The organism is Oceanirhabdus seepicola, assembly GCF_023684385.1.
In the GTDB taxonomy this organism is placed as follows: Bacteria; Bacillota; Clostridia; order Clostridiales; family Clostridiaceae; genus Oceanirhabdus; species Oceanirhabdus seepicola.
The window spans coordinates 423796-449100 of sequence record NZ_JAGSOJ010000002.1 but is presented as its reverse complement, the minus strand read 5'-3'; the positions used below and the strand labels follow the sequence as shown (position 1 = coordinate 449100).

20 protein-coding genes are annotated in these 25305 nt (G+C 30.5%); 7 read left to right on the top strand and 13 right to left on the bottom strand.

Translation table 11 applies throughout. The features are described 5' to 3' along the window. The first annotated feature begins 31 nt into the window (after nucleotides 1-31). Nucleotides 32-709: a Crp/Fnr family transcriptional regulator gene (locus tag KDK92_RS09640; RefSeq protein ID WP_250859053.1), complete on the top strand. Its 678-nt coding sequence runs from the start codon at nucleotides 32-34 to the stop codon at nucleotides 707-709. Nucleotides 710-933: 224 nt separating this feature from the next. Here the strand turns inward: KDK92_RS09640 and KDK92_RS09635 are convergent, their stop codons facing one another. Next, a complete protein-coding gene (locus KDK92_RS09635; RefSeq protein ID WP_250859052.1) occupies nucleotides 934-1182 on the bottom strand; it encodes an HPr family phosphocarrier protein in 249 nt (82 codons plus the stop codon). Between the two features lie 450 nt (nucleotides 1183-1632). Here KDK92_RS09635 and KDK92_RS09630 point away from each other — a divergent pair, with 450 nt between their 5' ends. Next, on the top strand, nucleotides 1633-2064 hold the full coding sequence (locus tag KDK92_RS09630; protein ID WP_250859051.1) for a CBS domain-containing protein: 432 nt from the start codon (nucleotides 1633-1635) through the stop codon (nucleotides 2062-2064). Between the two features lie 206 nt (nucleotides 2065-2270). On the opposite strand, the gene folE is transcribed toward KDK92_RS09630, so the two are convergent. After that, nucleotides 2271-2855, bottom strand: coding sequence for a GTP cyclohydrolase I FolE (gene folE, locus KDK92_RS09625; RefSeq protein WP_250859050.1), 585 nt, complete (start codon nucleotides 2853-2855; stop codon nucleotides 2271-2273). 240 nt (nucleotides 2856-3095) lie between these two features. Here folE and KDK92_RS09620 point away from each other — a divergent pair, with 240 nt between their 5' ends. Beyond that, on the top strand, nucleotides 3096-3275 hold the full coding sequence (locus KDK92_RS09620; protein ID WP_250859049.1) for a DUF4177 domain-containing protein: 180 nt from the start codon (nucleotides 3096-3098) through the stop codon (nucleotides 3273-3275). A gap of 62 nt (nucleotides 3276-3337) precedes the next feature. Here the strand turns inward: KDK92_RS09620 and KDK92_RS09615 are convergent, their stop codons facing one another. The 3 genes from KDK92_RS09615 to KDK92_RS09605 form a co-directional block, all read right to left on the bottom strand. After that, entirely contained in the window at nucleotides 3338-5119 is a 1782-nt protein-coding gene (locus tag KDK92_RS09615) for a sensor histidine kinase (protein WP_250859048.1), read from the bottom strand. Nucleotides 5120-5268: 149 nt separating this feature from the next. Then, a complete protein-coding gene (locus KDK92_RS09610) occupies nucleotides 5269-5994 on the bottom strand; it encodes a hypothetical protein (protein WP_250859047.1) in 726 nt (241 codons plus the stop codon). Nucleotides 5995-6106: 112 nt separating this feature from the next. After that, entirely contained in the window at nucleotides 6107-7492 is a 1386-nt protein-coding gene (locus tag KDK92_RS09605) for an MATE family efflux transporter (protein ID WP_250859046.1), read from the bottom strand. A gap of 294 nt (nucleotides 7493-7786) precedes the next feature. Here KDK92_RS09605 and hydE point away from each other — a divergent pair, with 294 nt between their 5' ends. Then, nucleotides 7787-8827, top strand: coding sequence for a [FeFe] hydrogenase H-cluster radical SAM maturase HydE (gene hydE, locus KDK92_RS09600; protein WP_250859045.1), 1041 nt, complete (start codon nucleotides 7787-7789; stop codon nucleotides 8825-8827). 180 nt (nucleotides 8828-9007) lie between these two features. Here the strand turns inward: hydE and KDK92_RS09595 are convergent, their stop codons facing one another. Further along, nucleotides 9008-9877, bottom strand: coding sequence for a DUF2268 domain-containing putative Zn-dependent protease (locus tag KDK92_RS09595; RefSeq protein WP_250859044.1), 870 nt, complete (start codon nucleotides 9875-9877; stop codon nucleotides 9008-9010). Between the two features lie 534 nt (nucleotides 9878-10411). Between KDK92_RS09595 and KDK92_RS09590 the strand changes: the two genes are divergently transcribed. Beyond that, entirely contained in the window at nucleotides 10412-11248 is an 837-nt protein-coding gene (locus tag KDK92_RS09590; protein ID WP_250859043.1) for a peptidoglycan-binding domain-containing protein, read from the top strand. Between the two features lie 302 nt (nucleotides 11249-11550). Further along, a complete protein-coding gene (locus KDK92_RS09585; protein WP_250859042.1) occupies nucleotides 11551-13242 on the top strand; it encodes a HAMP domain-containing methyl-accepting chemotaxis protein in 1692 nt (563 codons plus the stop codon). 39 nt (nucleotides 13243-13281) lie between these two features. Here KDK92_RS09585 and KDK92_RS09580 read toward each other — a convergent pair whose 3' ends face one another. Further along, nucleotides 13282-13929 (bottom strand): MtnX-like HAD-IB family phosphatase, encoded by a 648-nt coding sequence (locus tag KDK92_RS09580; RefSeq protein WP_250859041.1) that lies wholly within the window; start codon nucleotides 13927-13929, stop codon nucleotides 13282-13284. A gap of 262 nt (nucleotides 13930-14191) precedes the next feature. On the opposite strand from KDK92_RS09580, the gene KDK92_RS09575 reads away from it, so the two are divergent. After that, nucleotides 14192-15958, top strand: a complete 1767-nt coding sequence (locus tag KDK92_RS09575; protein ID WP_250859040.1) for a M3 family oligoendopeptidase — start codon at nucleotides 14192-14194, stop codon at nucleotides 15956-15958. 185 nt (nucleotides 15959-16143) lie between these two features. Here KDK92_RS09575 and pcp read toward each other — a convergent pair whose 3' ends face one another. The 6 genes from pcp to KDK92_RS09545 all read right to left on the bottom strand — a co-directional run bounded on the left by pcp (nucleotide 16144) and on the right by KDK92_RS09545 (nucleotide 25207). Beyond that, nucleotides 16144-16785 (bottom strand): pyroglutamyl-peptidase I, encoded by a 642-nt coding sequence (gene pcp / locus KDK92_RS09570; protein ID WP_250859039.1) that lies wholly within the window; start codon nucleotides 16783-16785, stop codon nucleotides 16144-16146. 74 nt (nucleotides 16786-16859) lie between these two features. Continuing rightward, complete coding sequence (locus KDK92_RS09565) at nucleotides 16860-18578, bottom strand: hypothetical protein (RefSeq protein WP_250859038.1); 1719 nt, start codon at nucleotides 18576-18578, stop codon at nucleotides 16860-16862. Beyond that, on the bottom strand, nucleotides 18575-20791 hold the full coding sequence (locus KDK92_RS09560) for a hypothetical protein (RefSeq protein ID WP_250859037.1): 2217 nt from the start codon (nucleotides 20789-20791) through the stop codon (nucleotides 18575-18577). The genes KDK92_RS09565 and KDK92_RS09560 overlap by 4 nt, the downstream gene beginning before the upstream one ends. A 119-nt stretch (nucleotides 20792-20910) precedes the next feature. Next, complete coding sequence (locus tag KDK92_RS09555; protein WP_250859036.1) at nucleotides 20911-22827, bottom strand: GGDEF domain-containing protein; 1917 nt, start codon at nucleotides 22825-22827, stop codon at nucleotides 20911-20913. Nucleotides 22828-23156: 329 nt separating this feature from the next. Continuing rightward, a complete protein-coding gene (locus KDK92_RS09550) occupies nucleotides 23157-23351 on the bottom strand; it encodes a DUF896 domain-containing protein (protein WP_250859907.1) in 195 nt (64 codons plus the stop codon). Nucleotides 23352-23479: 128 nt separating this feature from the next. Beyond that, nucleotides 23480-25207, bottom strand: a complete 1728-nt coding sequence (locus tag KDK92_RS09545; RefSeq protein ID WP_250859035.1) for a vWA domain-containing protein — start codon at nucleotides 25205-25207, stop codon at nucleotides 23480-23482. Between the last annotated feature and the right edge of the window lie 98 nt (nucleotides 25208-25305).

The following is a 25305-nucleotide window of genomic DNA, read 5'->3' as shown; positions in this document are numbered from 1 at the left end:
TAGTAACCAAAGTTACTAAGGAGCGATTTTTTTGAAAAAAGATTTTTTGCCGTTAAAACAATGTGTTTTATTTAAGAATTTTGATGAGAACTCAATTGAAACTATATTGAGAAAAAGCAATTCACATATTGAATCTTTTGCAAAAGGTGAATCAATTGCACTAGAGGGGGATTCTATAAAATCTCTGGGAATTATTTTAGAAGGAAGCATAGAAGTACAGAAACTATTTCCATCTGGAAGATTCCTCACAATGAGTAAACTTTCATCAGGAGATATATTTGGTGAGGTAATTATATTCTCAAAACGAACTACCTACCCAGCTACCATAACATCAGTATCAAAGAGCAAAGTACTCTTTATTGAAAAAAGCGATATACTCAATCTCTGCAGTGAAGAAGATATGTTTTTAAAAGCATTCATGGGACTTCTTTCTAATAAGATACTCATGCTTAATAAGAAAGTAACTCTACTATCTCATCAATCCATCAGAGAGAAGATAGCAAACTTACTTCTATCTCTTTATTCTGAACAGAACAGCTCAACTATTACACTAAAGCAGAGCAAAAAAGAGATTGCTGAAAGTTTCGGAATTCCTAGACCTTCACTTTCAAGAGAATTCATTAAAATGAAGGATGAAGGAATTTTGGATGTTGATAAAAATAAAGTAACTATTATGGATATTGAGTTGCTTGAAAACATACTAATGTAAAAAAGCACGCGGCGCGTGCTGAGTTTGTTGACAAAGTTACAATATATTGTTTTCACTCTGTTTTTTGTCTTAAGAATTTCAGGCGTTGAAAAAGCCCAAGATCAAGGAACAAGATGAGCGAGCAGCGCAGTGTACAAACAGTACTCGAGCAGCACAGCGAGTCTTAGTGACGATGAGATTGGGCTTTTTCAACAGCCTGAGCACGCGGCGCGTGCTTTTAAATTCTATTTAATCATTCCCTTAACAAATTCCACAGCTTCTTCACAATCACTTCCAACGGCTTCAATAGTTACTGTATCTCCCATTTTTAAATTCATTGCCATAAGAGAAATTATACTCTTCATATTCCCATTCTTATTTTCATGTTTTAAAGATACATCGCTCATAAATCTTGATAGCTTTTCTGAAATTTCAATAAACTCTGTCATCTGTAAATCCTTTTCTATCTTCACTTCCATACATTTATTATTCATAATTACTCCTCCTAATCAGCCATAAAATAATCTTTTATAAATTTCAGTGCACTTCACAAAAATCTAATCGGTGATAATTATGTAACTTCTTTTGAAACTTTTGAATTTTTTTTCGATTCATAAACTTAATATCTTAAAGTTATCACATTAAAGTCCTGAATGCAATTATTAAGAGGTGAATACAACACAAAAGCATAATAAAAAAAATATTATTTAAAAAAATATTAAATATTTGAAAAATAACTCATTTAAAGCTCATTTTCTATATCCACCTCTCATTATATGTAATATAATATAAGTGTAATGTTTATATGTATGGCACATTCAAAAACTAACTAATCATCATGTATTTATAAAAATGTAACATTTGATTAGTTTATTTTTCCTACTTAATATGATATAATCATATATGTAATAAGTTAAACAAAACCATGTTCAGGAGGAAATTAAATGAATATAGCGTTCTTTCTTACCCCTAAAAAGGATGTAATCCATATTAAAGACAAAGCCACCATGAGGCAAGCTCTAGAAAAAATGGAATATCATAGATATACAGCAGTACCTATTATTGATGAAGAAGGTAAATATATTGGTACCCTAACGGAAGGTGATCTATTATGGAAAATGAAACATACTGATGATTTGACATTCAAAAACACCAGTAAAATATTCGTTAAGGATATACCAATGAATATGGTTAATAATCCAGTTAAAATCAACTCCGATATAGAAAGTCTTATACATCTAGCAAAATGTCAGAACTTTGTTCCTGTAGTTGATGACTCCGGAGTATTTATTGGCATTATTAAAAGAAGCGATATTATAAATTATTGCTACGATATAATCTATGCTAATAATCAGTTAAACAAAGTAGCACAATAATAAAGTTAAATAGAACATCCCTAAATACACTTATTGTGCACCTAGGGATGTTATTTTGTTGACAAAATTAAAATATATTGTTTTCACTCTGTTTTCTATCTTAAGAATTTCAGGCGTTGAAAAAGCCCAAGGTCAAGGAACAAGATGAGCGAGCAGCGCAGCGAGTCTTAGTGACGATGAGATTGGGCTTTTTCAACAGCCTGATATTATTTATAAAGGCTCATAAGTCTAGAAAATGCCTTTTCATCCTCTTTGAACGTCCCTTTTAGTGTTGTAGTAACAGTCTTCGTTCCTGTCTTCTTTATTCCTCTTGTGGTCATGCAACCATGCTCACCCTCAATTATAACAGCCACATCTTCACTATCCGTTATTTTGCTAACTATATATGCAATATCTTGTCCGATTCTCTCCTGAAGTTGCATACGTCTACCAACCATATCTGCAACACGAGCAATCTTACTAAGACCTATTATTTTTTTCTTGGGAATATACGCTACATTCACTTTCATATTATACATTAAAGCTAAATGATGCTCACAATAACTAAATATCTCAATATCTTTCATGAAAACCATATCATTATCATTTTCTGTGTACGTAAAGTCCTCTTCAAATGTCTTCCCATACATCTCCGCAATATCATCATTGCTATACTGTATACCCTCAAAAACCTCTTCGTACATATTAGCTACTCTCTTAGGCGTATCAATAAGTCCTTCCCTTTTTGGGTCTTCTCCTAAGGCTTCAATTATCCCTCTTACATGTTCCTCAATTTTCTTCTTATCAATCATTTATGTCGCCTCCCACTGTACCGGTTCCCCTTTGTTCTTAAAATACACTCTAGAGCATATTCAATTCATATGCCTAATTATAACACAATCCCTAAAAATTTAAATCACAATATGATAAGCAAATACAAAGAATTTATCAATTAATTTGAATTACTTATAATTCGTCACATTATATACATATTTTAATAAATAAGATAGTATAATGTTTCATAAGTAATTCAAATAAAGGAGTACAATTATATGTATAAATATATTTATGTGTCTGCAAATACATCTGGATTATTCAACAAATCAAATCATAGAGAAATGATTGATAAGTATAGTTCCGAAGGCTGGAGATTTATTGCTGCTATTCCTGTGATTTTTAGTAGTTATGGTGCAATTAAAGAGTTTGACTTGGTTTTTGAAAAGCAAGAATAAATTAATAAAAACCTATGCCAACTCATAGGTTTTAAACTTTTAAATACAATGCTAGGAATTTTTTATAAGTCTGAAAGTTCTACAAACACTTTATCAATATCAAATTTACTTTGCATAAATTCCTTACTCTCATCTTTATCTACAGTTTTGATAGGAAGATAAAATCTAATATCTGTCCCATCCCCCTCTTTGCTTCTAATCTCAATACTTCCACCATGCATATCAATCAATGATTTTACCAATGCTAGGCCAATACCACTCCCCGACAACCTTCCACTTATCTCATGTGCTTGTTCAAAACGTTCAAAGATGGTATTGAGTTTATTTTTAGGAATACCAATTCCAGTATCCTTTATCATCACGGATATCATATCATCTACTTTTGACACTGTAACCAGTATAACTCCACCATCCCCTGTAAATTTTATTGCATTTGATAATAAATTAAGCATAATACGCTCAATTTTCTCGTTATCAAAACAAATAAATTCTTCTTCAAATTCTGTATCAAAAAGAAGTTCTATGCCTTTATTTTTGGTATATTCCTTAACAGACATGGTTACATCTTCAATTAGGCTTACAATATTACCATTACGTAAAGAAATAGAGTAGAAACCCGAATCAATTCTACTAAGATCAAGCATATCATTTACAAGCTTGATTAATCTATAACAATTCTGTTGTATTATTTCAAAATATCTCATTCCTTGTTTATCCCTTTCAAGAATATCCCCAAAGGAATTTCTTAAGAGTTTCAATGAATTGGTTATCAAATTAAGTGGGGTTTTAAAATCATGAGATATATTATTAAAAAACTCTGTTGTGAGTTTATTAAGTTCTCGCTCTTCTTTAAGTGCTTTTTCACTATTCAATAGGTTCATTGAAGCACTCTTTTTATCATGAATATCTGTAATAGATCCTACTAGCTTGAACCTACCATTTATCTTTTCATGAATTGCATATGCAACTAAAGAAAACCATCTATACTTCCCTTCATAATCCTTTATTCTTATTTCTTTACAAATAATTTTATTATTTAATACACTAGCATTAAACTTATCTACAAGATCTATACCATCTTCTGGATGAATAACTTCCTCAACTCTTTCTTTAGTTGTTTCGCTGCTAAATGATTTATATCCTAAAAGATTATATATATCATATGATATCCAGAAATTTTTAAGTTCTCTATCATCTATTTCAAATATTCCTGAATTTGAACTTTCAATAACTGCATTTAGCCTTTGATTAACAGACACTAATTTCTTACTTGTAATTCTTTCTTTTGTTCTATCTTTACACAAAACCATTAGATGATTTTGTTTATCTTTATTAATCTTATTTATTTCAAAAGTAAAACATCTTAATTCATCATCAATATGAAACAGATTATTTGTAGTAATACTTTTACAACTATCTAATTCCATATTATTAATTTTATCTACAATGTCTTTCACAACCTGATTCTCTTCTATAGTACTGAATTTTGTAATATCATTTGAACTATTGGTCATTTTATAAAAAGCATTATTGCAATTTATTATTTTATTTCCGTTAAAAAATATTATACCGTCTTCACTAGATTTTATAGAATTCAGAAGTACATCATTATCTCTATCAACATGTTCTTCAATATGTATCAACATCTCATCATTTTCAAAAGTCTCTATTGGACTTTGGGCAAATAATTCATTTTTCATGAAGGAGAGTACATCATCACTACATTCTATTTTGTTGATTTTCTTTACAATAACACTATCTTTAATCCCCTTTTTAAACCCCACGCAAATTTCTATTTTGTTATTTTTAAAAATTCCACTAAACAAGAAATAATCTTCTAACACTTTACCCCCCCCAATTCATTCTACATTCATTTAATTATACCATATTTTTCAATTTACCTTCAATATTTTCCATGCAATTTTAATTTTATATAGTAAAAAAAAACACAAACAATTAGTGTTTGTGTTTTTTTAGGTCTAAAATAAATTGACTAATTACATTCTCTTGTAAATGGATTCATCATTAATGCACTATTAAATAAGAATGGAAAATGTCCTTTTAAATGTTTCATATATAAAAGCCACTGCCCTATTATGGAGCTATATACTCTTATAATATCTTCTTTGATATGTTCACTCTCCTCATGGGAAAGATTACTTATATCTCTAAAATTCAGTTCTTCTTCCAGATGGAATACAGCAGTAAGGAAATATGTAAAAGAATCATGTTCCAAGATATTTGGATTCTCCAGAAGCTTTAACAAGAAATCCCTCTTACTACATAAAAATCTCTTAATATCAAGAAGATCTTTTTCCTCAAAGGCTATTTGGAAATTATAGTTTTTACTCACTTCAATTGCTTCTTTAAAATCTCTATCAGTCCATTCCTTAGTGATTTTAAGATTAGACTTGAACTTGCACATTTTATAATCGCATAGTGTCAGCATTTCAAGAAGCTCTGTTCCAACCTCTGTGAAAAATACCCCTATAATCATATTTAATTTCTCAATTAAATGCGCCTTCTCTCTCTTCTCCATAATCTTTTCAAGTCCCAATCCTACAATAAATACTTCAAGAGGCAAAAATGCTAATTCTCCTAACATAAAAATAAATAAATGATGTGGATCATGAAAAATCACATAATGCAATGAGTATAATACAACCGAAAGCAAGACTAATCCTACTCCAAACTTCACATGCCAATCTATCTTTTTCATATAAATATCTCCTCCAAAACAGCACACTCTTTGCACTTTCTTTAGTAACTGAATATTCTCCTATTTTCACAGGAGAATACTTAAACTATCAATACTTATTATATTAATAAACCTAAACGGTTTCAACTTTTTCTATTTCCTCAGGTTCACCCTTAATAATTTTCTTTTGCCAATTCCCTGTCATAAATATTCCCAATCCAATCAAACATATAAAGAAATTACTCCCCACCATAGAGAACCAAATAGCCTTTTCTCCTAGCGCTTCAAACCTTGTTAATAATATTATCATAGGAATTCTTAATAACCACAATCTCCCCATCATAATTATCATGGCACTCAGTGTATGTCCTGATCCTTGGAATGTACCTATAAAAATCTGAAAATATCCAACCAAAGGTAATGACATGCAAATCAGTTTAAGATAATATGTCCCTGGTTCAATTATATCAGGATTATCAGCAAATATTTTAACAACATCATTGGAGAATATAAACACAATAATTCCACCAATAACCATGAATATAGTACAAATCTTAACACTTTCCCAAATAGCCTTCTTTGCCCTCTTTACATTATCTGCCCCTAAATTCTGTCCTACTATAGCTGCTAGAGAACTTCCTATCCCCATAGCAGGCATTAGAACAAGTGAATTTATTCTATTTCCTACAGTAAATGCAGCCATTATATTATCTCCGAAAGATATTATAAATCCATTCAGAACCATAAATCCAAGTGCCGACATTGACTGTCCTAAAGATGATGGTAGTCCTACTTTTACTATTTTTAATATAACTGCCCCGTCCTTCTTTAAATCACCTCGTTCTAATCTCAAGGGACCCTTACAAAAGAAAAGAGATGCTATTGAAATAAATGCGATTATCCCTCTTGAGATTACTGTAGCCCACGCTGCTCCCTCTATTCCCATATCAAACACAAAAATGAATATTGGATCTAGAATTATGTTCATAGCAACTGATATTCCCCCGAATATCATTGGTGAAACAGTATCTCCCTCCCCCTGCTTTATTGAGTTAAACACAAACATAAAGAACATGGTTGGTAATCCCATAAATATTATCTGAATATATCCTAATGCCCTTATATAAACTTCATTATTGAGATTATATAATTTCAATATAGTCGGTGCTGCAAAATATCCAACAGCTCCTAACACTATAGATAAAACTGCAGATATTATTAATAAATTACCTATTACTTTCTTTGCTTTCTCATAATTTTTTGCTCCAATATACTGAGATATTAAAGATGCTCCTGCCACACTAAATCCTACGCCAATTGCAATCATAAGAAAACTCATTGGCCATACTAAACTCATTGCAGCCAAATCCGTTCCACCTAATTTACTTACCCAATAAGTATCAATTAAATTGTAAAGTGTCTGTATAAGATTACTCACCATCACTGGAAGTGAAATGAGAATTATTGCTTTCTTTAGATTTCCTTTTAAAATCAATTCCCTTCTACCTTTTATCCCCATAAAACCCTCCATTATCAACTAATTTAATTCGATTCTCTAAATATTATACCATAATTACAAGATTTTTTCCACTTCAATAATAATTATTCTTTAACACTAAATATTTAAATTTATCAAACCTTCGGTTATAATTAATTCATGAAATATGTGTTTAGGGATAATTTCCCCCCTAAGTATTGTGCTTTTTATTTCATAATAATTGTTATTTAAAAATCTTTAGTTATATATTAAAATATACTCATATAGTTTTATATTTTACTTCTGATAATGGTATTATCTGAAAGGAGACTTTTTATGAAAAAGATATTGGATAAATTAATAAGTACTAATAACCTTACTAAAGATGAGTTGGTTTATGTACTTGATAACCTTAATGATGAATGGAGAAAATATATTTTCAAACATTCTAAAGAGGCTAAGGAAAGACACTACGGAAAGTCTGTTTACATGAGAGGTCTTATTGAAATCTCTAATTACTGTAAACAAAATTGTAATTACTGCGGAATTAGGCATGGTAATAAGAATGTAGATAGATACCGATTAAATCCTGATACAATACTTCAATGTACTGACCTAGGATATAAACTTGGTTATAGAACTTTTGTACTTCAAGGTGGAGAAGATAACTACTATACAGATGAACTTTTAGTAGATCTTATTAAAAACATAAAGGACAAACATCCTGATAGCGCTATAACCCTATCACTAGGTGAGAGAAGTTATGAAAGTTACAAAAAACTGTATGAAGCAGGAGCTGATAGATATCTTTTAAGACACGAAACAGCTACTCGAGAAATTTATGACTCACTTCATCCTGGAATGAGCTATGACAATAGAAGACAATGTTTAAATCAACTTAAAGAAATTGGTTACCAGACTGGTGCTGGATTCATGGTAGGACTTCCTAACCAAGATAACGCTGCATTAGCTGATGATCTTCTTTTCTTAAAAGAGTTAAAACCTCATATGATTGGAATCGGACCTTTCATTCCTCATCCTGAAACGCCTATTGGTGAATGTAAAGGAGGTACCGTAGAAGATACTATGGTTATGTTATCACTTACTAGATTACTTTTACCAGATGTTCTTCTACCTTCAACAACAGCCCTTGGTACTTTAGATCCAAAGGGTAGAGAAAAAGCACTTTCAGTAGGAGCAAATGTTGTTATGCCTAACCTATCTCCTGTCAGTGTGAGAGAAAAATATGAATTATACAAAGATAAAATCTGTACAGGTGATGAGGCAGCTCATTGCAGAAAATGTATAGAAGGAAGAATAAACTCTGTAGGTTATGTGGTTGATATGGGACGTGGCGATCACGTTTCTATGCAATAAGCTAAGGCTTATTGCAAATGTATAATGGATAATGAAGGATGGTTCTGCCCTTTTGGGCAGAACCTATATTTTTATTGGTCTAAAGAACAATGGTTTTTTACTCATTTTATCCATGTATAAAATATTATATTAAAGTTACAAAATATCATTCAAGATGAAATGAATATACCCCTTCATATTCTATAGTATCTTAGTCAATGCACCTTTGACTTCTTTTATAATCCGGTCTTGTTGCCAACTTATCATTTCCTGAAGCGTATATTTTTTATTTAACCATTCAACTATACAGTATCCAATAAAATATCCTATCCTTGTTGGAATTCCATCTTTAATTGAGTTATCCCCCATAAAATATTTTTTAAAATAAACAAAATCTGTACTTTGAATATTATGTATGATATCAGATTTTATATTATTAAATTGCTTATTGCACTCTGATAGCCACTCTTGACAATCAGAATCAAAACACAAATATTCTGATAGTGTAAATCCTGGATATAAATAATTTGAAACAAAACATGCTAATCCATCTATAAATATACTATCAGCAAGGGTTGATTCATAATTTTCACTAACTAACTGTGAAAAATGAAACAGATGAGTTATTTCATGTGCTAATAATATATCAATATATTCTTTTTTAAGCATTTTCTCTAAAAAATAAAATGCTGTTCTTCCATTGAACCCTGTTACAAAAGCATTTGCTGAGCACAATCCAATAATGGTAATAAAATTCAATTTTATATCATTTATCTCAAAAATCTCACTACACCTTTTGCAAACTTTATTAATATTATCAGATATATTTGTTAAGGATTTTATCTTTTCATATGACTTTTCATATTCTTGAAAACACTTTTCTAAATTGTCATCAATATTATAATTTTTGTCACTCATCTTAAATAAGAATTCAAAGTGTTGAAAAATTTCTTTGTTTGGTTCCTGGTATAATTCTTTCCATAGCTGTTTTTGTTGATCAAAGTTCATCCCTTGTCCCTTTTCCCAAAATTCACAAAACATATAAGAAATATCTTTAATGTTAACCTCCATATTTTCCTCCTTAATATCAAACTTCCAATAAATTAATATCAGTATCTAGATTAAATGACCCCAAATTCTAAACACCCTCAGTTCGTCCATTAGAAATTAGCATAATTATTCTTATTTGCGTTATGTTTAAATTTTACCATAAAACCACTTAATTCCAAATACCTGAAACCCACGAGTTTTTTACACTTTCATTATTGATGAAACATTGTGTTCTAAATACAATATTTTATCTCAGATAAAATCAGTAAAATCCTATTGTCATAATAACAATAAAATATAGTTTCTGACGAAAGGAAGAAACCTCCATCGTTCTCCACTCTCCACTGTCAACTACCAACTATATTTTTCCCCCCTCCCCCTCACCATTACAGTTACTACCAAGTATTATTACATTTTTATACTTTTTATTTTATTTTTTGATTTATATCCTCTAATCTCCCAGTATTAAATTCCCTATTTTCCAATTTTCCAATAAAACTTTATGATATCATATAAGGAGGGAGTATGAACGAAAGATAATTCTGGAGGGATTACATGATCAAAAAAATAGTCACTGGATTTCTAGCCTTCTGCTTTATATCGGCTGGTACTGCATTTGCTGATGTAAAACTGTCTTCAAACATATTTTTGAAGAAGGGTTATAGAAATTCTACAGTTACTTCACTTCAACAACGCCTTAATGAATTGGGTTATCTCACAGTTAATCCAACTGGTTACTATGGTAACTTAACTTTAAAAGCTGTTAAATCATTTCAGAGTGATTCTGGTTTATCAGCAGACGGTATTGTAGGGAGACGTACCGTTGCACAACTTAACACTTTTAATACTCAATCTAAACCTGCTTCAGCACCAGCTGAAAAAGCTCCTTCTACTGGAGCCTATAACACTTCAACACTTGATTGGACTTGGTTTGGTACAGTAAAAAACAAAGTGCCTCACGGAAGCACCATTAAAATCCTAGATATAAATTCTGGGACAACCTTTAATGCAAAAAAAACATATGGTTCAAACCACGCGGATTGTGAAACGTTGACAAAGGGAGATACAGCGACTCTTAAATCTATACTTGGTGGTTCATGGACATGGCAAAGAAGACCTATAGTTGTCTTCTATAATGGTTATGCTATTCCCGCTTCAATGGCTGCATATCCTCATGCTGGTAATGATGGAGCTAAAGCTACAGCATACACTAGTTGGAGAAGCGGTGGTTATCGTGGTGGAACTAATCTTGATGCTGTTAAAAACAATAATATGCATGGTGTAATTGATATACACTTCAAGGGCAGTAAAACCCATGGAAGTAACAGAGTTGATGCTAATCATCAAAATGCTGTAAAAAAAGCAGCAAACTATATTAAAAATAATTATTAAGTAGACAAGCCTGTAAATGTTTAATACATTTATGGGTTTGTTTTTTATTCTATAGGAAATTATTAATTCTTGAATCTAGCAAAGCGCATGAAACTCGTTTTTTTTTATAAATTCATATTTTTTCATAAACCTTAACCCATAAAAATCATCCTATTTTCACATTTTTACATTATCACACTAAAGTTTTTTCGAAATTTTTAAAATTTATTACGAATACCGTATTAATTTTTTCATAATATGCTCGATAAATATATATTAAGGATAAATAGTATGAAATTTATATATATTAGGAGGGGATTCAGTTGAAAAAAAACAAGGATAAATTTTATTACAGGGTTAAAATTAGTAATGTTCTTTTATTAATGGTTATTCTTTCTATATCTTTCTCAGCATTAATGAGTTTTTTTGGATTTACTAACATGAAAAGAATGCACGATAAGTCCGTTACTCTATATGAAGACAGAGCTAAACCACTTATCTACCTTAGCAAAGTTAGTAGTAGCTACAAATCTATTCACGCTATAGCTTTTACAGAAAGTAAGGACATAAAAAAATATAGCGGAGTAATTATGCAAAAAAATTCAATAGCTGTAGAAAATTTAGAAGCTTACAAAAATTCTTCGTTAACTAAAGAAGAAAGTGAAATCTTCAATTCTTTAGAAGAAAACTATCATAAATTTTATAACGTAGTAGATGGATTTGACATTAACCGTATTTCAAATAACAAATTTAAACTAATAGATTATAGTAAGGAAATAGATTCATGTATATTCAACCTTCTTGAAGTTAATGAAAATGCTATGAGTAGGATCAATAAAGATACGGAATCTATATGGCAAATTATTTCTATGCTTTTCATAATATTATTTGCAGTTACTTTCACTATTCAAGTAATAATCTCATATGTAATTATTAAAAGTTTAAGAGTAAATACTAAAGATATGAATTCATTGTTAGGAGAATTATCAAAGGGTAATTTCTCAATGGATATCTCTCATAATTCTAAAAGTGAATTTGGCCTTATGAAAGAAACACTGAAGGATAGTATTGAAAATATTTCATCTATGATGAAAATCCTTAAGGAAAAAACACATTCCATTGATGCTCAATCACAAAACCTATCTTCTATTTCAGAAGAAATGGCATCATCTTCTGAAAATGTTGCTAACTCAATAGGTAATGTGGCGCAAGGTGCTATTTCTCAAGCTCAGAACTTAACAAGCGTTTCTGACTCTATAGAAGATTTCGGCTACGCAATCGAGGGTATACACTCGTCACTTAACGATGTTAAGGATAACTCATTAGATATTCAAACTGAAGCCAATTCTAGCAATCAGAATATGTCTACCCTTAAAGCTTCCATGCAAAATGTTACTAGTACCTTTGATGATTTAATAATAAAAATTACAACCCTTAACGGTAATATCAATAATATCACTGAGATAACAAGCTTGATAAATGATATTGCAGATCAAACAAATCTACTTGCTCTTAATGCAGCGATTGAGGCCGCTAGAGCTGGAGAGGCTGGTAGAGGTTTTGCAGTTGTTTCGGATGAAATACGTCATCTAGCTGAACAAGTTAAAGAATTCTCTGAGAAAATAAATTCTATAATTTCAAATATCTCAGATGATACTGAAATTATGGTGTCTTCAACAGAGGCAGTAAAACTTGACCTTAATGAACAAGATAAAGATATTGATCATACTATTGAATCCTTCAATTCAATAAATGGGCTTATTCAAACTATAATTCCTAAGATAGTTTCAGTATCCGAATCTGCTTCAAAAATAAATAATGATAAAAATATAATTCTCATGAATGTAGGAGATGCTTCATCTGTATCAGAAGAGGTATCTGCATCCTCTCAAGAAATATCAGCAGCTTCTGAAGAGATGACTGCTTCTACTGAAGAAGTTGCTCAGTCTGCTCTTGAGTTAAACAATATGACGAAGCAAATGTTAACTGAAATTAAAAACTTTAAACTTAAATAGCTTTAACAATAAAGGAGACGTTACAAAGCGTCTCCTTCATTATATCCCTTCTTTCTTCAGAATATCTAATATTTCTTTGAAACTTTCAACCCCATAATGATCAACGTTTTTTTCCTTATAAATATCAATCAATCTTCCCTTTGCAAACCTTTTTTTGCACAAAAGGCTAGCTTCAAAATCAGGCATGCTATCTCCAGCATAATATAGAGTCTCATATTCCCTCTTAAATTTTTCAACCACTTTCTTCTTATCTATTCCGTATCTTTCAGAATAAAATTCATTAGTTGGATCAATATCATAATGTATTCCTCTATTCTTATACACAGCATTATTAGAGTATATTTTTATTCCTTCAATACTCCAATGTTCCAATAAAATATCGATGTAATATGTGCTTCCAGCACTTAATATTACAAACTCACCACCTTGACTCTTAATATATTTTATAAACTCCTCAAGATCTGGATCAATCTCTAAGGCAATAATATCCTTGTAAATTTCTTCTTCATCTGCATCAATATTTGTAAATACATAAGACAAGAACTCAATATCTAAAATCTCCTCATTTCTCCATCTAGCGTATTGCCGTTCCCCGTCTTCTTTAAGATATTTCTCTATCACATGCATATAGAAATCTTTATTACTAATTGTTCCATCAAAATCAGAAATAAAAACAAATTTTTTCATTTTACAAATATCCTCCAAAAATAGAGGGATGAAAACCATTAAATCTTATAGTTTTTCATCCCTCAGTTTAAACATGTCTTATATGTCCCATATAATTATTATAACCCTAAAGCTATATAATATTAGGCTACGCTTTTTACAAATGAAAATATTTCTATAATAGAAATATTTTTTTAATAATGTTATCATAATATATATATACCCTTTCAATAACTTGTTTAATAATATATAAAATCTTATAATTACGGAGGAATATACATATATGGATATGAGATGGAGTCTTAATGAAATCTACACATCTTTTGAAAGTGATGCTTTTAAAAATGACATGAGTAATTTAGATCAATCAATTAAAGAGAATATTTCATGGGTAGAGACTAATTGTAAAAACTATGATAACACTAAAGAAAAATTAGAAGAGTACCTTAAATCCGCTAATGTATTCGAACATCTTGTACACAGACTATATAGCTTTGCTAGTTTAAGCTCTAGCGTTGATGTTAAAAATGAAGTAGCAAATAAGACTATGGAACAACTATCAAATAAACTAGCTGAACTTGCGAAAACTGAAGCTTTATTTGAAAAATGGGTAGGTGGAATAGATGATTTAAACAATCTGATTGAACAGTCTAATGTATTAAAAGTTCACTCATTCTATCTTAATGAAATCAAAAGAAATGCATCTTATCTTCTTGATGATACACAAGAAGAAGTTCTCGCAAAAATGAAAACAACTGGTTCTACTGCTTGGTCAAAACTTCAAGGAAATTTAACATCTAACCTTTTAGTTGATATTGAAGTTGATGGTGAAAATAAACAACTACCACTTTCAGTTGTTAGAAACATGGCATATGATAAAGATAGTAAAAAGAGAAAAAAAGCTTATGAAGCTGAATTAGAATCATATAAAAAAATAGATGAATCAGTTGCTGCTTCACTAAATGGAATAAAAGGTGAAGTTATCACAGAAAGTAAACTTAGAGGATATTCTACCCCTCTAGCTGTTACACTTCAAAAATCTAGAATGAATGAAGCTACCCTAACTGCAATGATGGAAGCTATGAAAGAAAGTCTACCAACTTTCAGAAAATACTTTAAAAAGAAAGCTGAACTTCTTGGTCATAAAAATGGATTGCCATTCTACGAACTATTTGCTCCAATGGGTGAAGCAAACATGACTTATACTTATAAAGAAGCTAGAGATTTCATTGTTAAGAACTTCTCTACATTCAGTAAAAAACTAGGTGATTATTCAGCTCATGCATTTGATAGTAATTGGATAGATGCTGAACCTCGAAAAGGTAAGCGTGGTGGAGCTTTCTGTTCTAATCTTCATTATTTGAAACAGAGCAGAATATTATCAAACTTTAATGGAAGCTTCTCTAATGTAACTACATTAGCACATGAACTTGGACATGGATATCATGGTTCTTCTCTTGTTGATGAGATTTCACTTAATAGCCATTACCCAATGCCTATAGCTGAAACAGCTTCTATTTTCTGTGAAACTATCGTTACAAACGCGGCATTAAAAACAGCTTCAAAAGAAGAGTCCTTTGTAATATTAGAAAATGACATCCAAGGTAACGCTCAAGTAATTGTTGATATTATGAGTAGATTCTTATTCGAATCAAAAGTTTTTGAAGAGAGAAAAGAAGGTTCTGTATCAGTTGAAAGATTAAAAGAAATTATGCTTGAAGCACAAAAAGAAACATATGGTGATGGACTAGATCCTGAATACTTACATCCATACATGTGGATATGCAAACCACACTATTATTCAGCCGGATATAACTTCTATAACTTCCCATATGCATTCGGACTTCTATTCTCTAAAGGTCTTTATGCAGAGTATCTTAAACGTGGCGATGAGTTTGTTAAAGAATATGACAATCTATTGGCTGCTACAGGTAAGAATAATCTTATTGATGTTGCAAAAATGATGAATATCGATATTACATCAAAAGATTTTTGGAAAAGTTCATTGGATCTTATTGCTAAAGATATTGAAAAGTTTATGAATTTATAATTTCCTATAGAGTAAAAAAGTCAGTAGCCTCTGTTTTCTTTCTTAAGAATTTCAGGCGTTTAAAAAGCCCAAGTTCAAGGCACAAGACTAGCGAGCTGTACAGCGAGTCTTAGTGCTGATGAAGTTGGGCTTTTTTAACAACCTGAACCAAGTTGCTTGGTTCTTACTTATATAAAATTACCCCTTTAGCAAATTGTTCCTCCAGTTTTCTTAATATCTTCATCATTTTCCACAGCTGCTCTAATAGCACAGCTTAACCCTTTAACAATATCATCAAGTGCCATAGCTGCCATATTTCTCTTATTTACTACTTGCTCAGGTATAAAAGGCACGTGAATAAATCCGCCTTTCATATTAGGATATTTCTTATCAATTAAATAAAGCAATCCATACATCAAATGATTACATACGAATGTACCAGCAGAATTAGATACAGCTGCAGGAATTTTTTCCTCAATAATCTCGTTTACCATAGCTTTTATAGGTAATTTTGCAAAATAAGCATTTTCTCCATCTTCAAAAATCACTTCATCTATTGGAGCATTATTTTCATTGTCAGGAATTCTAGCATCATCTAGATTTATTGCAATTCTCTCAATAGAAATCTCAAATCTTCCACCAGCCTGACCAATACATATTGCAATATCAGGTTTTTCTTTTTCAATAATTTCTTCTAAACATTTTATAGACTCTCTAAAAACAGTAGGAATTTCAGCTTTTACAATCTCTGCTCCTGCAATTTCATTATTTAATAACTTCACAGCTTCATAAGCTGGATTTAAACTCTCTCCACCAAAGGGAGTGAATCCTGTAATTAATACCTTCATTTGCTTTCCTCCATATGGGTCATTACTGTTCCACAATATGCTGTACAGGTTTATCACAAGCATCATAGTAATAATCATTCTAAATTTTCTTTCTTTCTTCTTTTGTATAAAATTATTCCGAATCCAATAAACATAATCATTAGTGTTCCAAATAATATAAATGCGATTATATTTTTCTCTCTTGAAACAATTAGCCTCATAGTAATATTACTCAATGTATTATAATCCTCAAGCTCACTATTAAGTTCAAATTTAATTTCTTTTTTATCTTTCTCAAAAGAGAAAAGTTCCCCATCCTTAAATTCCCTTCCATTAAATTCTCCATATTCTACATAGAATCTTTCAGGAATACTTATTGTATATTCTATCCTATCTGTTGGCATGCTTGCTCCCATAAAATCGCTAATAAATGTACAATCATAAATATTTATAAGCTCCTTATTTATGTGTGCTCCTTTTCCATCCCAAACTTGAAGTAATTCATTATTCAACTCTACTGATTTCATGTTAACCTTATTGTTTAACTTCTTTTCTTCTATGATTCTAAATCCTATTACATCTCTACTCTCATACTTTTTACTACCTTTATTAATACTTTTAAAGAATTCTTCAATTTCCGTCTCAACCAGTTTTAAATCCTCTTTATTAAAAAGATAATTAGATCTTTTGGTTACATCACCCTTACTATTAAGATCTATATGATAATCAATACTCTTAAGTTTTATACTTTTATCAATATTTACATCAACAGCTACCTCATTGAAAAACTTTATATTTATCATATCATGCTTCTCATCGTATTCTTCTTTAGATATCTCCTCTTCGCCATTGCTACTCAACTCATATTCCTTTGGATAAATCAATGCATAATTTATTCTAACCTTAGTGCCTGGATTATTTGATATATTGCTCAAAGAAAAACTTTCCTTAAAATTATTCTGCTGAGCAAAAACATTCTCCTCTTCTCCCCTCTTTATGAGAAGCTTATGAGTATCCCCTGTAAGAGAATTCATCTGTTTGTATGTTTCATCTCTCTTTACCATATCTATTGTGTTCATATATATTACTTCTTCATCTGATGTATGCCTCTCAAATCCCGGGAGAATATTATTGAAATATTTTAATAGCTCTACCTCATCCATATTGTCATGTATCTCTTTATTAAATATTATCTCTATCCTTCTATTTAAATCCCCAATATCTTTATACTTAGTTATTACATTGATATTTTCAATATAATGCTCGGATTTTTCTGCTATCTTAATAGCTCCACTAAAGGTAAATTTCCCAAGCGGTGTTTCCACTGTTGTATCTCCCATCTCATAAAAATCCTTGGAATCCCCTTTTACTATTTCAGCCCTCTCAACTGCATCGATAGCCCATTTAATAAGGTCATAATTGATATTCTCCTCATACATTACAAAGTTTTTTCTAAAAGCATCTTCGTAATAATCATACTCAAACTCGTGCTCTTTTCCTATTATCTTTCGAACTTTTTTCCCATACTCTGTTTTTTCATTAAACTCCACTTCAAACTTCAATATAACATCAGACTCATCAGCTACCTTATATAGCTTTACATCATCAGGTTTACTCTCTTTGAGTACCTTCATGAGAGCTTCTTCTCCCCCTCTCACCTTCTTCATATCATCATGCGATATTTTGGCAGAAACAATTCTCTTTCCTCCACCATCTTCCTTTATTATAAAATTCGAACTCACTTTTGCACCACAGGAAGAAAATAAAAGTACTATACACATTAAACTTATTGCAAACTTTAGATTCTTAATCACTTCTTCCCCTCCTCATACTCAGCAAGCAAGAAGATAATATCCTGACTCACATTAATACCTTCCATGGTATTGGTGTTGAATATAAAATAACCTCCACCTTTCATATTCTCCACCAGCATAATCTCTCTCTTGTTATCAATTTGAACTATTCTAAAATTCTTCATTTCCTCATTATTCTCTGTAAATTTTTTAATCTCACTAAGCTGTTCTTCAGATTGTGATTTAAACATTTCACTATCACTAAATTCATTTACACTTCCATTTTTAATATTAATCTGTCTAAAAGCTTCTCCTCTAAACACTACAACCCCTTTGTCATAATCCCAACTAACTCTATCATCTAATTTATTATTCTTGATAAATTCATATTCCATTTTTACCTTATCAGAATAAATCTCTTTACCTTTTTTATTTATCAAAACCATATCTTCTGGAGCTTTAAGAATTAAAACATGCCCCTCTTCCCCTACAGATATATCTATAATATCACTGTATGTAGAATATATTATTTTCACCTTTCCCCCATTTACTGAGTACACAGTATTACCAGCTAAAACAATAAATTCATCATTGGATATTGCACTTATTTTTTCAAACTTTTTATATTCCCGTTGAGTTATTTTTTCTTGTGCAGTAGTATTATTAGCAAATACCTTATCCCCTCTCATTAAAAGTAAAACACCTACAGTTGCCAAAGCAATAACTATAACACTCCCCAATTTAATCATGGTAAATTTCTTTTTATGTTTTTTTAAATACTCTTCTTGCTTCAAGACCTTTGAAATCAATATATGCACACCAATTGCAATTCCACATAAGATAACTGTACTTACAAGTGCATACAATATATTGCTGCCTAAGTAGACCCCTCTACTTATAAGTCTTGTATCTTTTATCACCGACACCTTTTTAAAGATCTCAAGAAACTTATTAATATCTCCTGTAAATCTTCCATAGCTACTTGAGATATATGCTATGAATACATTTATCCCTGAAATAATCATCAAGAAAATACCATACTTTAAAAGACTTTTTTTCTTAGATAGCTTACTTAAATTCTTAATAAGACTTAAACCTATATAAATTGCTATTAGTATTGTTATTATCACAATATATTCACTTTTTATAGGTGATTCATTCAGAACCTTCTTTGTCACCTCAAGGTGGTTAACATTAAAGTGATTTCCAAATGCTTCACCCTTAAAGGGGATTCCAAACAAGAACAAAAATATATATGCTATTATATTTGGAATGAACACAACTAGCTCCATAAAATTTATGTTGTTCTCATTACTCCCTCCCATATATAATCCACCGAAAACAGATATGATTACTCCAAGTACAACCGCTAATAATAAAGTATCCTTCAATACCCCTTTAATAGCATCTATACTTTCTTTAACTGATTCTCTTTTGAATATGTTTCCTCTTTCTTTCTTTATAATCTTACTGTACACTAACTGTATTACTAATGAAACAATAAATACGTTAAGTATATTTCCCAAGAAATCATATGCAAATTTTGCTATAAAGTGTATATTCAAATATATATCATCTCTGAAAGATGCATTCTTAATTGAAAGAATAATAAATACAGTAGAAAAGACACTTACGAAAATCGATGTAGCAATGTAATATTTTAGATTCTCCCTTGTTGAATTTTTATTTCTATAAAGAGGTATATTACTAATACCAAAAGCTATAAATGGTATTAGTAGAAGCATCATAATAGATATTTTAATATCTACCTTTCCTCCTGAAACTGATCCACTACTGTCAAGTTTTTTAATAGAATAATCCAATTTTCCTCTGTTCATATAGCTCAAATTATAAATATCTAGAGATTTTATCCTAACATTACTCTTTATACTCATCTCCTGAAATGCTTTTTCTTCTCCTTCTAAAAATTCATTTACTCCTACCATGAAAAAATTAGATGTACAAAAACTGAGAACTAAGGATATCATTATTGCTACAATAGCGCTAATAATACTCTTTTTAATCACATCTCCTTTCACCAATAAACTAATATAGCTGAAAAAAGTGTGTTTTTCTGTATTCTCAATAATAATGAGTTCATTTTCAACCTTGACTATATCCTTCTTCTCTTCATCTTGTAAAGTTTCTTCTTGTATCGATTCATCATGTATTGATTCATTTTTTATCTCTTCATCTTTTCCGTTGGTATCTCTCTTATCAATATTATCTCCCATAACAAACACCTTCTTCCTTTTTTTACCTTATGATTATTATAACTTATCATTTTTATTGTATGCAATGCTTTTTCTTTATAAAACAACACCCTATGGAACCATAGGGTGTTGTTTTATAACTATCTCTTTAAATTTTTAACTGAATACATTTTCTCATCTGAAATTCTCAACAATTCTTCTCTTGTTGTTCCATCTTCTGGGTACTTTGCTCTTCCAACACTTACCCCTAACTCGATGGAATCCCCTTCAACATCAATATTCATCTTAACAGAGTTTATTATCTTTTGTACCAAATTAGAATTCTCATCCTTGTCACTATATTTTGCTAGAATAACGAATTCATCTCCTCCAACTCTGTATATTCTCTCCTCTACAAGTACTCCCTTAAGTCTCTCAACTATATTCTTTAGTATTTTATCACCAGTTTTATGACCGAGCTTATCATTTACACATTTAAATCCATCCAAATCCAGATATAAAAGTTCAAACTGTTGAAATTCTTCTCTGAAGCTTTGAAAATCCTTATTTAACATATATCTATTATATGTACCTGTAAGCTCATCATGATAAGCCTTGTACACAGAATCTTTATTATCCTTCATATACTTAGTAATGTCATTTACAAATCCCACAACTTCACTAACACAATGTCCTTCATTAGTCTTGTTTTTAATAGGTATCAATATTACATCTACAATTTTTTCATTCATAACATATTCAAAATTTTGTTTCTCACCTAGAATGTATGCTTTCATCAATTTAGTCTTATTCTTATTTATAAAATCCAAATCCATCTTATCTTCCATAGGTATAAGTTCCCCTTCTAAGGGCACATAATTCTCATCTGATATGGTTCTACCATCCTTATAAGTGAGATACATTTTATTATCTATAACTTTATATCTAAATATGCAATCTGGCACATTAGAAACAGCATCTTTGAACTCCTCAATAACCTCAAGCCTACTCTTCTCAACTTCAAGTAGATTTTCATACTTTTCAAGCTTATTTTTAACACATGCACCTATACTCAAGCTCATTATAAGGCATATCAATAAAAATATAGCCAGAACCTTGAAGTCATAATATGCGAAAAAGTTTTTTTTCAAAATTAGACTTATATATAACTCCTTACTTATGGGAATAAATACTGCACACACCTTTTTACCATATAATGATGTATTTATGAATTCCATATCTTTTTCAAGGTTTATATCATAGGGGGATATGTTCATAGCTAAAAAATCTCTAGGGATCATATTCCCATATAAAACAAAAGGATCATTTGATTTTTTATCACAAAAATCTTTCCAATACTCTGCATTAACAAGGCATATTTCATTAATACCATCCACTCTATTTGTAAATTCATCCAATAGATTATTTAATGCAGTTGTTCCGTATTCATTATACTTTTCCTCTTCAATTATCCCGTTTATTAAATATCCTTGTTCTTCATTATAGTAATAAGCAAATTTATAATACTTTTTCATCTTATTCTGCTTATAATTAACATAGGCATATGATTTGGGACCTATCCAATATCCACCTTTACTGTATCCTCTTCCTATTGAAACTTCCTTTTTATCAAATAGTTGAGTGAATGCATCAAACCAATATCCCCATTTTGATGTTTTAGTACCTTCTTCATCTTTTATAGATGATTTACTGATAATTATCTCGCCATCTTCCCTACTTTCAAGGAAAGCTAATTCTGCTAGTCCATATTTATCTTTCAATTCTAATATGAGTTCATCACTTATATGCTGAAACGGAATTTCCTTCAATTCTTCATTCATGTCTTTTAATACATAATATAGCTGCCTTTCAATTTCCATTTCCTTTTCAGAAGCAATATTATAATACTCTTCAATTGGTATTTTAAAGGAAGATGCAACAAAATTAAATTGTTCTTCCTGAGTCTTTCTTAATTTTATATGCATGAATCCATATGCTATGGTGAATGTTATTATTGCAATTAAAAAGCCAACTATAACTAAATGAATCCTTTTATTTCTGCTTTTATTTATACTCATAGTACCCCCAAAAACAAATAAACAATTTTTCCTTACACATAATACATTATACCCCAAGCATACCCATATATAAACATTTATTTTCAAAAATAGTATATATATTTAAATTTTTTTAAGTAATAAAAAACTAAATATATTTTTTATACTTTTTCATTAAACTTTTTCACTATTAAGAAATTGAACTGGTTTAATTTTATACAATCGTGTAATAAGTTGCTATACGCACAATTACATGTGATAATTTATTAAGAAATTTTTTTTAATTTCATTAATAATAAAAAACCTCATTTCAACATGAAATGAGGTTAAATAACAATAGTTTATATTCCCTATTTTGATTTATTCGAACTTGCCTTATTAGTTTTTTCAACTTTATTGAGATTACATTTGAAATTACCTTTAATAACACTAATGTAATATTTTCTTATCTCAGCCTGCTCTTTTTTTTCTTCTTCTGTTAGCCCTTCATTTTTACTTTTATTATATAAAGCATTTATTCTTTCAATAACTTTTTTGAATTCCATTTTGCTGTAATCCATCATCTCATCTCCTCAATTGTACATTAATTATCTTCAACTCATATCATTGTAACTTATGAGTATTGTTTTGTACACTGTTATCACGGATTTTGATCTTTTCTCTATACTTAAAATCACCTAAGCTCTTTAACGAGTTCAGCCAATTTTATAAATTCAGCTCTATACCCATTTACATCTATTCCCTTACCTTTTCTAGCTCGGTTTATAATATCATCTACTGATGACTTTCCTTTGTATTCTGAATCCTTCAGTATCAATCCAAGCTCCACCACAGCACTTGCGAAATTAAAATCAGTGCTATTATTATACTTCAGTTCCCCCTCTCCTATAGCTCTAGTTATAAGTTCACTGCTACTCTTTTCTGGATGTTTATATCTCAACTTAACATTTAACCATTCATTACTCTCATTACTTACATTCTTCTGATACTTTAATGAATCTACTCCCGGAACTTCTTCTTCTGAATCGTATGGTATTATTTCATAGAATGCAGTAACTGTGTGTCCAGCCCCCATCTCCCCTGCATCTTTAGTATCATCGTTAAAATCTTCATTATTTAATCGTCTATTATCATAACCTACCAATCTATACCCCTTCACTTTAGAAGGATTAAACTCAACCTGAAGCTTCACATCTTTAGCAACAGTATATAATGTAGCTCCCATCTCATTAACAAGAACTTTCTTTGCCTCCATTATTGAATCAATATATGCATAGTTTCCATTTCCTTTGTCTGCTAAAATTTCCATCTTTGAATCTTTAATATTTCCTTCTCCAAAGCCTAGCACACTAAGAAATATACCTTCTTTCCTTTTCTCTTCAATCAAATTTTCAAGTTCTATTTCACTGCTCATTCCTACATTGAAATCCCCATCCGTTGCTAATATAACCCTATTATTTCCATTCTCTATAAAGTTATTCTTAGCCATACTGTACGCAAGCTCTATCCCCTCTCCTCCAGCTGTTGATCCACCAGCATATAACTTATCAAGAACTTCTATTATTCTTTCCTTATTAGCTCCTGAGGTAGGCATAAGCGCAACCCCTGATGCTCCTGCATATACTACGATAGATACTCTGTCTTCCTCTCTTAAATTCTTCACAAGCATTTTAAAAGCATTCTTTAACAATGGTAACTTATCTTCATCTTCCATAGATCCTGAAACATCTATTAAAAATACCAAATTGTTCTCCTTCGTCTCCTCAATATGGATTTCCTTTGCCTTAAGTCCTATCTTAGCAAGATACCTATTAGAATTCCAAGGACATTCCCCAATCTCTCCATATATTTCAACAGGTTTATCTCCATATGGCTCATTGTAATCATATGTGAAATAATTTACCAGCTCTTCAATTCTAATGGAATCTTTAGGAGGTAACAATCCATCCATAAGAAATCTTCTCATATTACTGTATGATGCTGTGTCAACATCAATAGAGAATGTAGATAGTGGCTCTGTGGAGACACCCTTGATACCATTCTCCTCAAATATTCCATATTCTTCGCTATTTTGACTTATATAATTAACAACTGCTTTATTCTTTTCATTTGAACAATTAACATTTGCCATATTTTCATTTACTATGTTTTGACTTACTTCCAGTTCATCAATCTTATCATAGGCAATATTCTCCGTTGCACCATCATTATCATTCTCTTCCTTTTTTTCATTTGTTTTCCCTTGAGTACTTTCCTCACTAATAATGCTATTGCTTGCAACCTCATAATCATTAGTATCTTTTACACTATTTAATGCATTATTATTTCTAGAACTATTTCCACAAGAACTAACAATGAAAGTAACAGCCACCATAATAGCTAACAAAACCTTCTTTTTCATATCAAAACCTCCAAAATTTATTTTCATACACCTAATGTTAAATCAATACCCTTATATATCCATATATCATCTATACGTATATAAAAAGGAAAAGTTAT

What these genes read in the sequence shown, in the direction of transcription:
- KDK92_RS09635 (WP_250859052.1), bottom strand. Translation starts at nt 1,182, where the DNA reads ATGAATAATAAATGTATGGAAGTGAAGATAGAAAAGGATTTACAGATG.
- KDK92_RS09630 (WP_250859051.1), top strand. Translation starts at nt 1,633, where the DNA reads ATGAATATAGCGTTCTTTCTTACCCCTAAAAAGGATGTAATCCATATT.
- folE (WP_250859050.1), bottom strand. Translation starts at nt 2,855, where the DNA reads ATGATTGATAAGAAGAAAATTGAGGAACATGTAAGAGGGATAATTGAA.
- KDK92_RS09620 (WP_250859049.1), top strand. Translation starts at nt 3,096, where the DNA reads ATGTATAAATATATTTATGTGTCTGCAAATACATCTGGATTATTCAAC.
- KDK92_RS09610 (WP_250859047.1), bottom strand. Translation starts at nt 5,994, where the DNA reads ATGAAAAAGATAGATTGGCATGTGAAGTTTGGAGTAGGATTAGTCTTG.
- KDK92_RS09605 (WP_250859046.1), bottom strand. Translation starts at nt 7,492, where the DNA reads ATGGGGATAAAAGGTAGAAGGGAATTGATTTTAAAAGGAAATCTAAAG.
- hydE (WP_250859045.1), top strand. Translation starts at nt 7,787, where the DNA reads ATGAAAAAGATATTGGATAAATTAATAAGTACTAATAACCTTACTAAA.
- KDK92_RS09595 (WP_250859044.1), bottom strand. Translation starts at nt 9,877, where the DNA reads ATGGAGGTTAACATTAAAGATATTTCTTATATGTTTTGTGAATTTTGG.
- KDK92_RS09590 (WP_250859043.1), top strand. Translation starts at nt 10,412, where the DNA reads ATGATCAAAAAAATAGTCACTGGATTTCTAGCCTTCTGCTTTATATCG.
- KDK92_RS09580 (WP_250859041.1), bottom strand. Translation starts at nt 13,929, where the DNA reads ATGAAAAAATTTGTTTTTATTTCTGATTTTGATGGAACAATTAGTAAT.
- KDK92_RS09575 (WP_250859040.1), top strand. Translation starts at nt 14,192, where the DNA reads ATGGATATGAGATGGAGTCTTAATGAAATCTACACATCTTTTGAAAGT.
- pcp (WP_250859039.1), bottom strand. Translation starts at nt 16,785, where the DNA reads ATGAAGGTATTAATTACAGGATTCACTCCCTTTGGTGGAGAGAGTTTA.
- KDK92_RS09560 (WP_250859037.1), bottom strand. Translation starts at nt 20,791, where the DNA reads ATGGGAGATAATATTGATAAGAGAGATACCAACGGAAAAGATGAAGAG.
- KDK92_RS09555 (WP_250859036.1), bottom strand. Translation starts at nt 22,827, where the DNA reads ATGAGTATAAATAAAAGCAGAAATAAAAGGATTCATTTAGTTATAGTT.
- KDK92_RS09550 (WP_250859907.1), bottom strand. Translation starts at nt 23,351, where the DNA reads ATGGAATTCAAAAAAGTTATTGAAAGAATAAATGCTTTATATAATAAA.
- KDK92_RS09545 (WP_250859035.1), bottom strand. Translation starts at nt 25,207, where the DNA reads ATGAAAAAGAAGGTTTTGTTAGCTATTATGGTGGCTGTTACTTTCATT.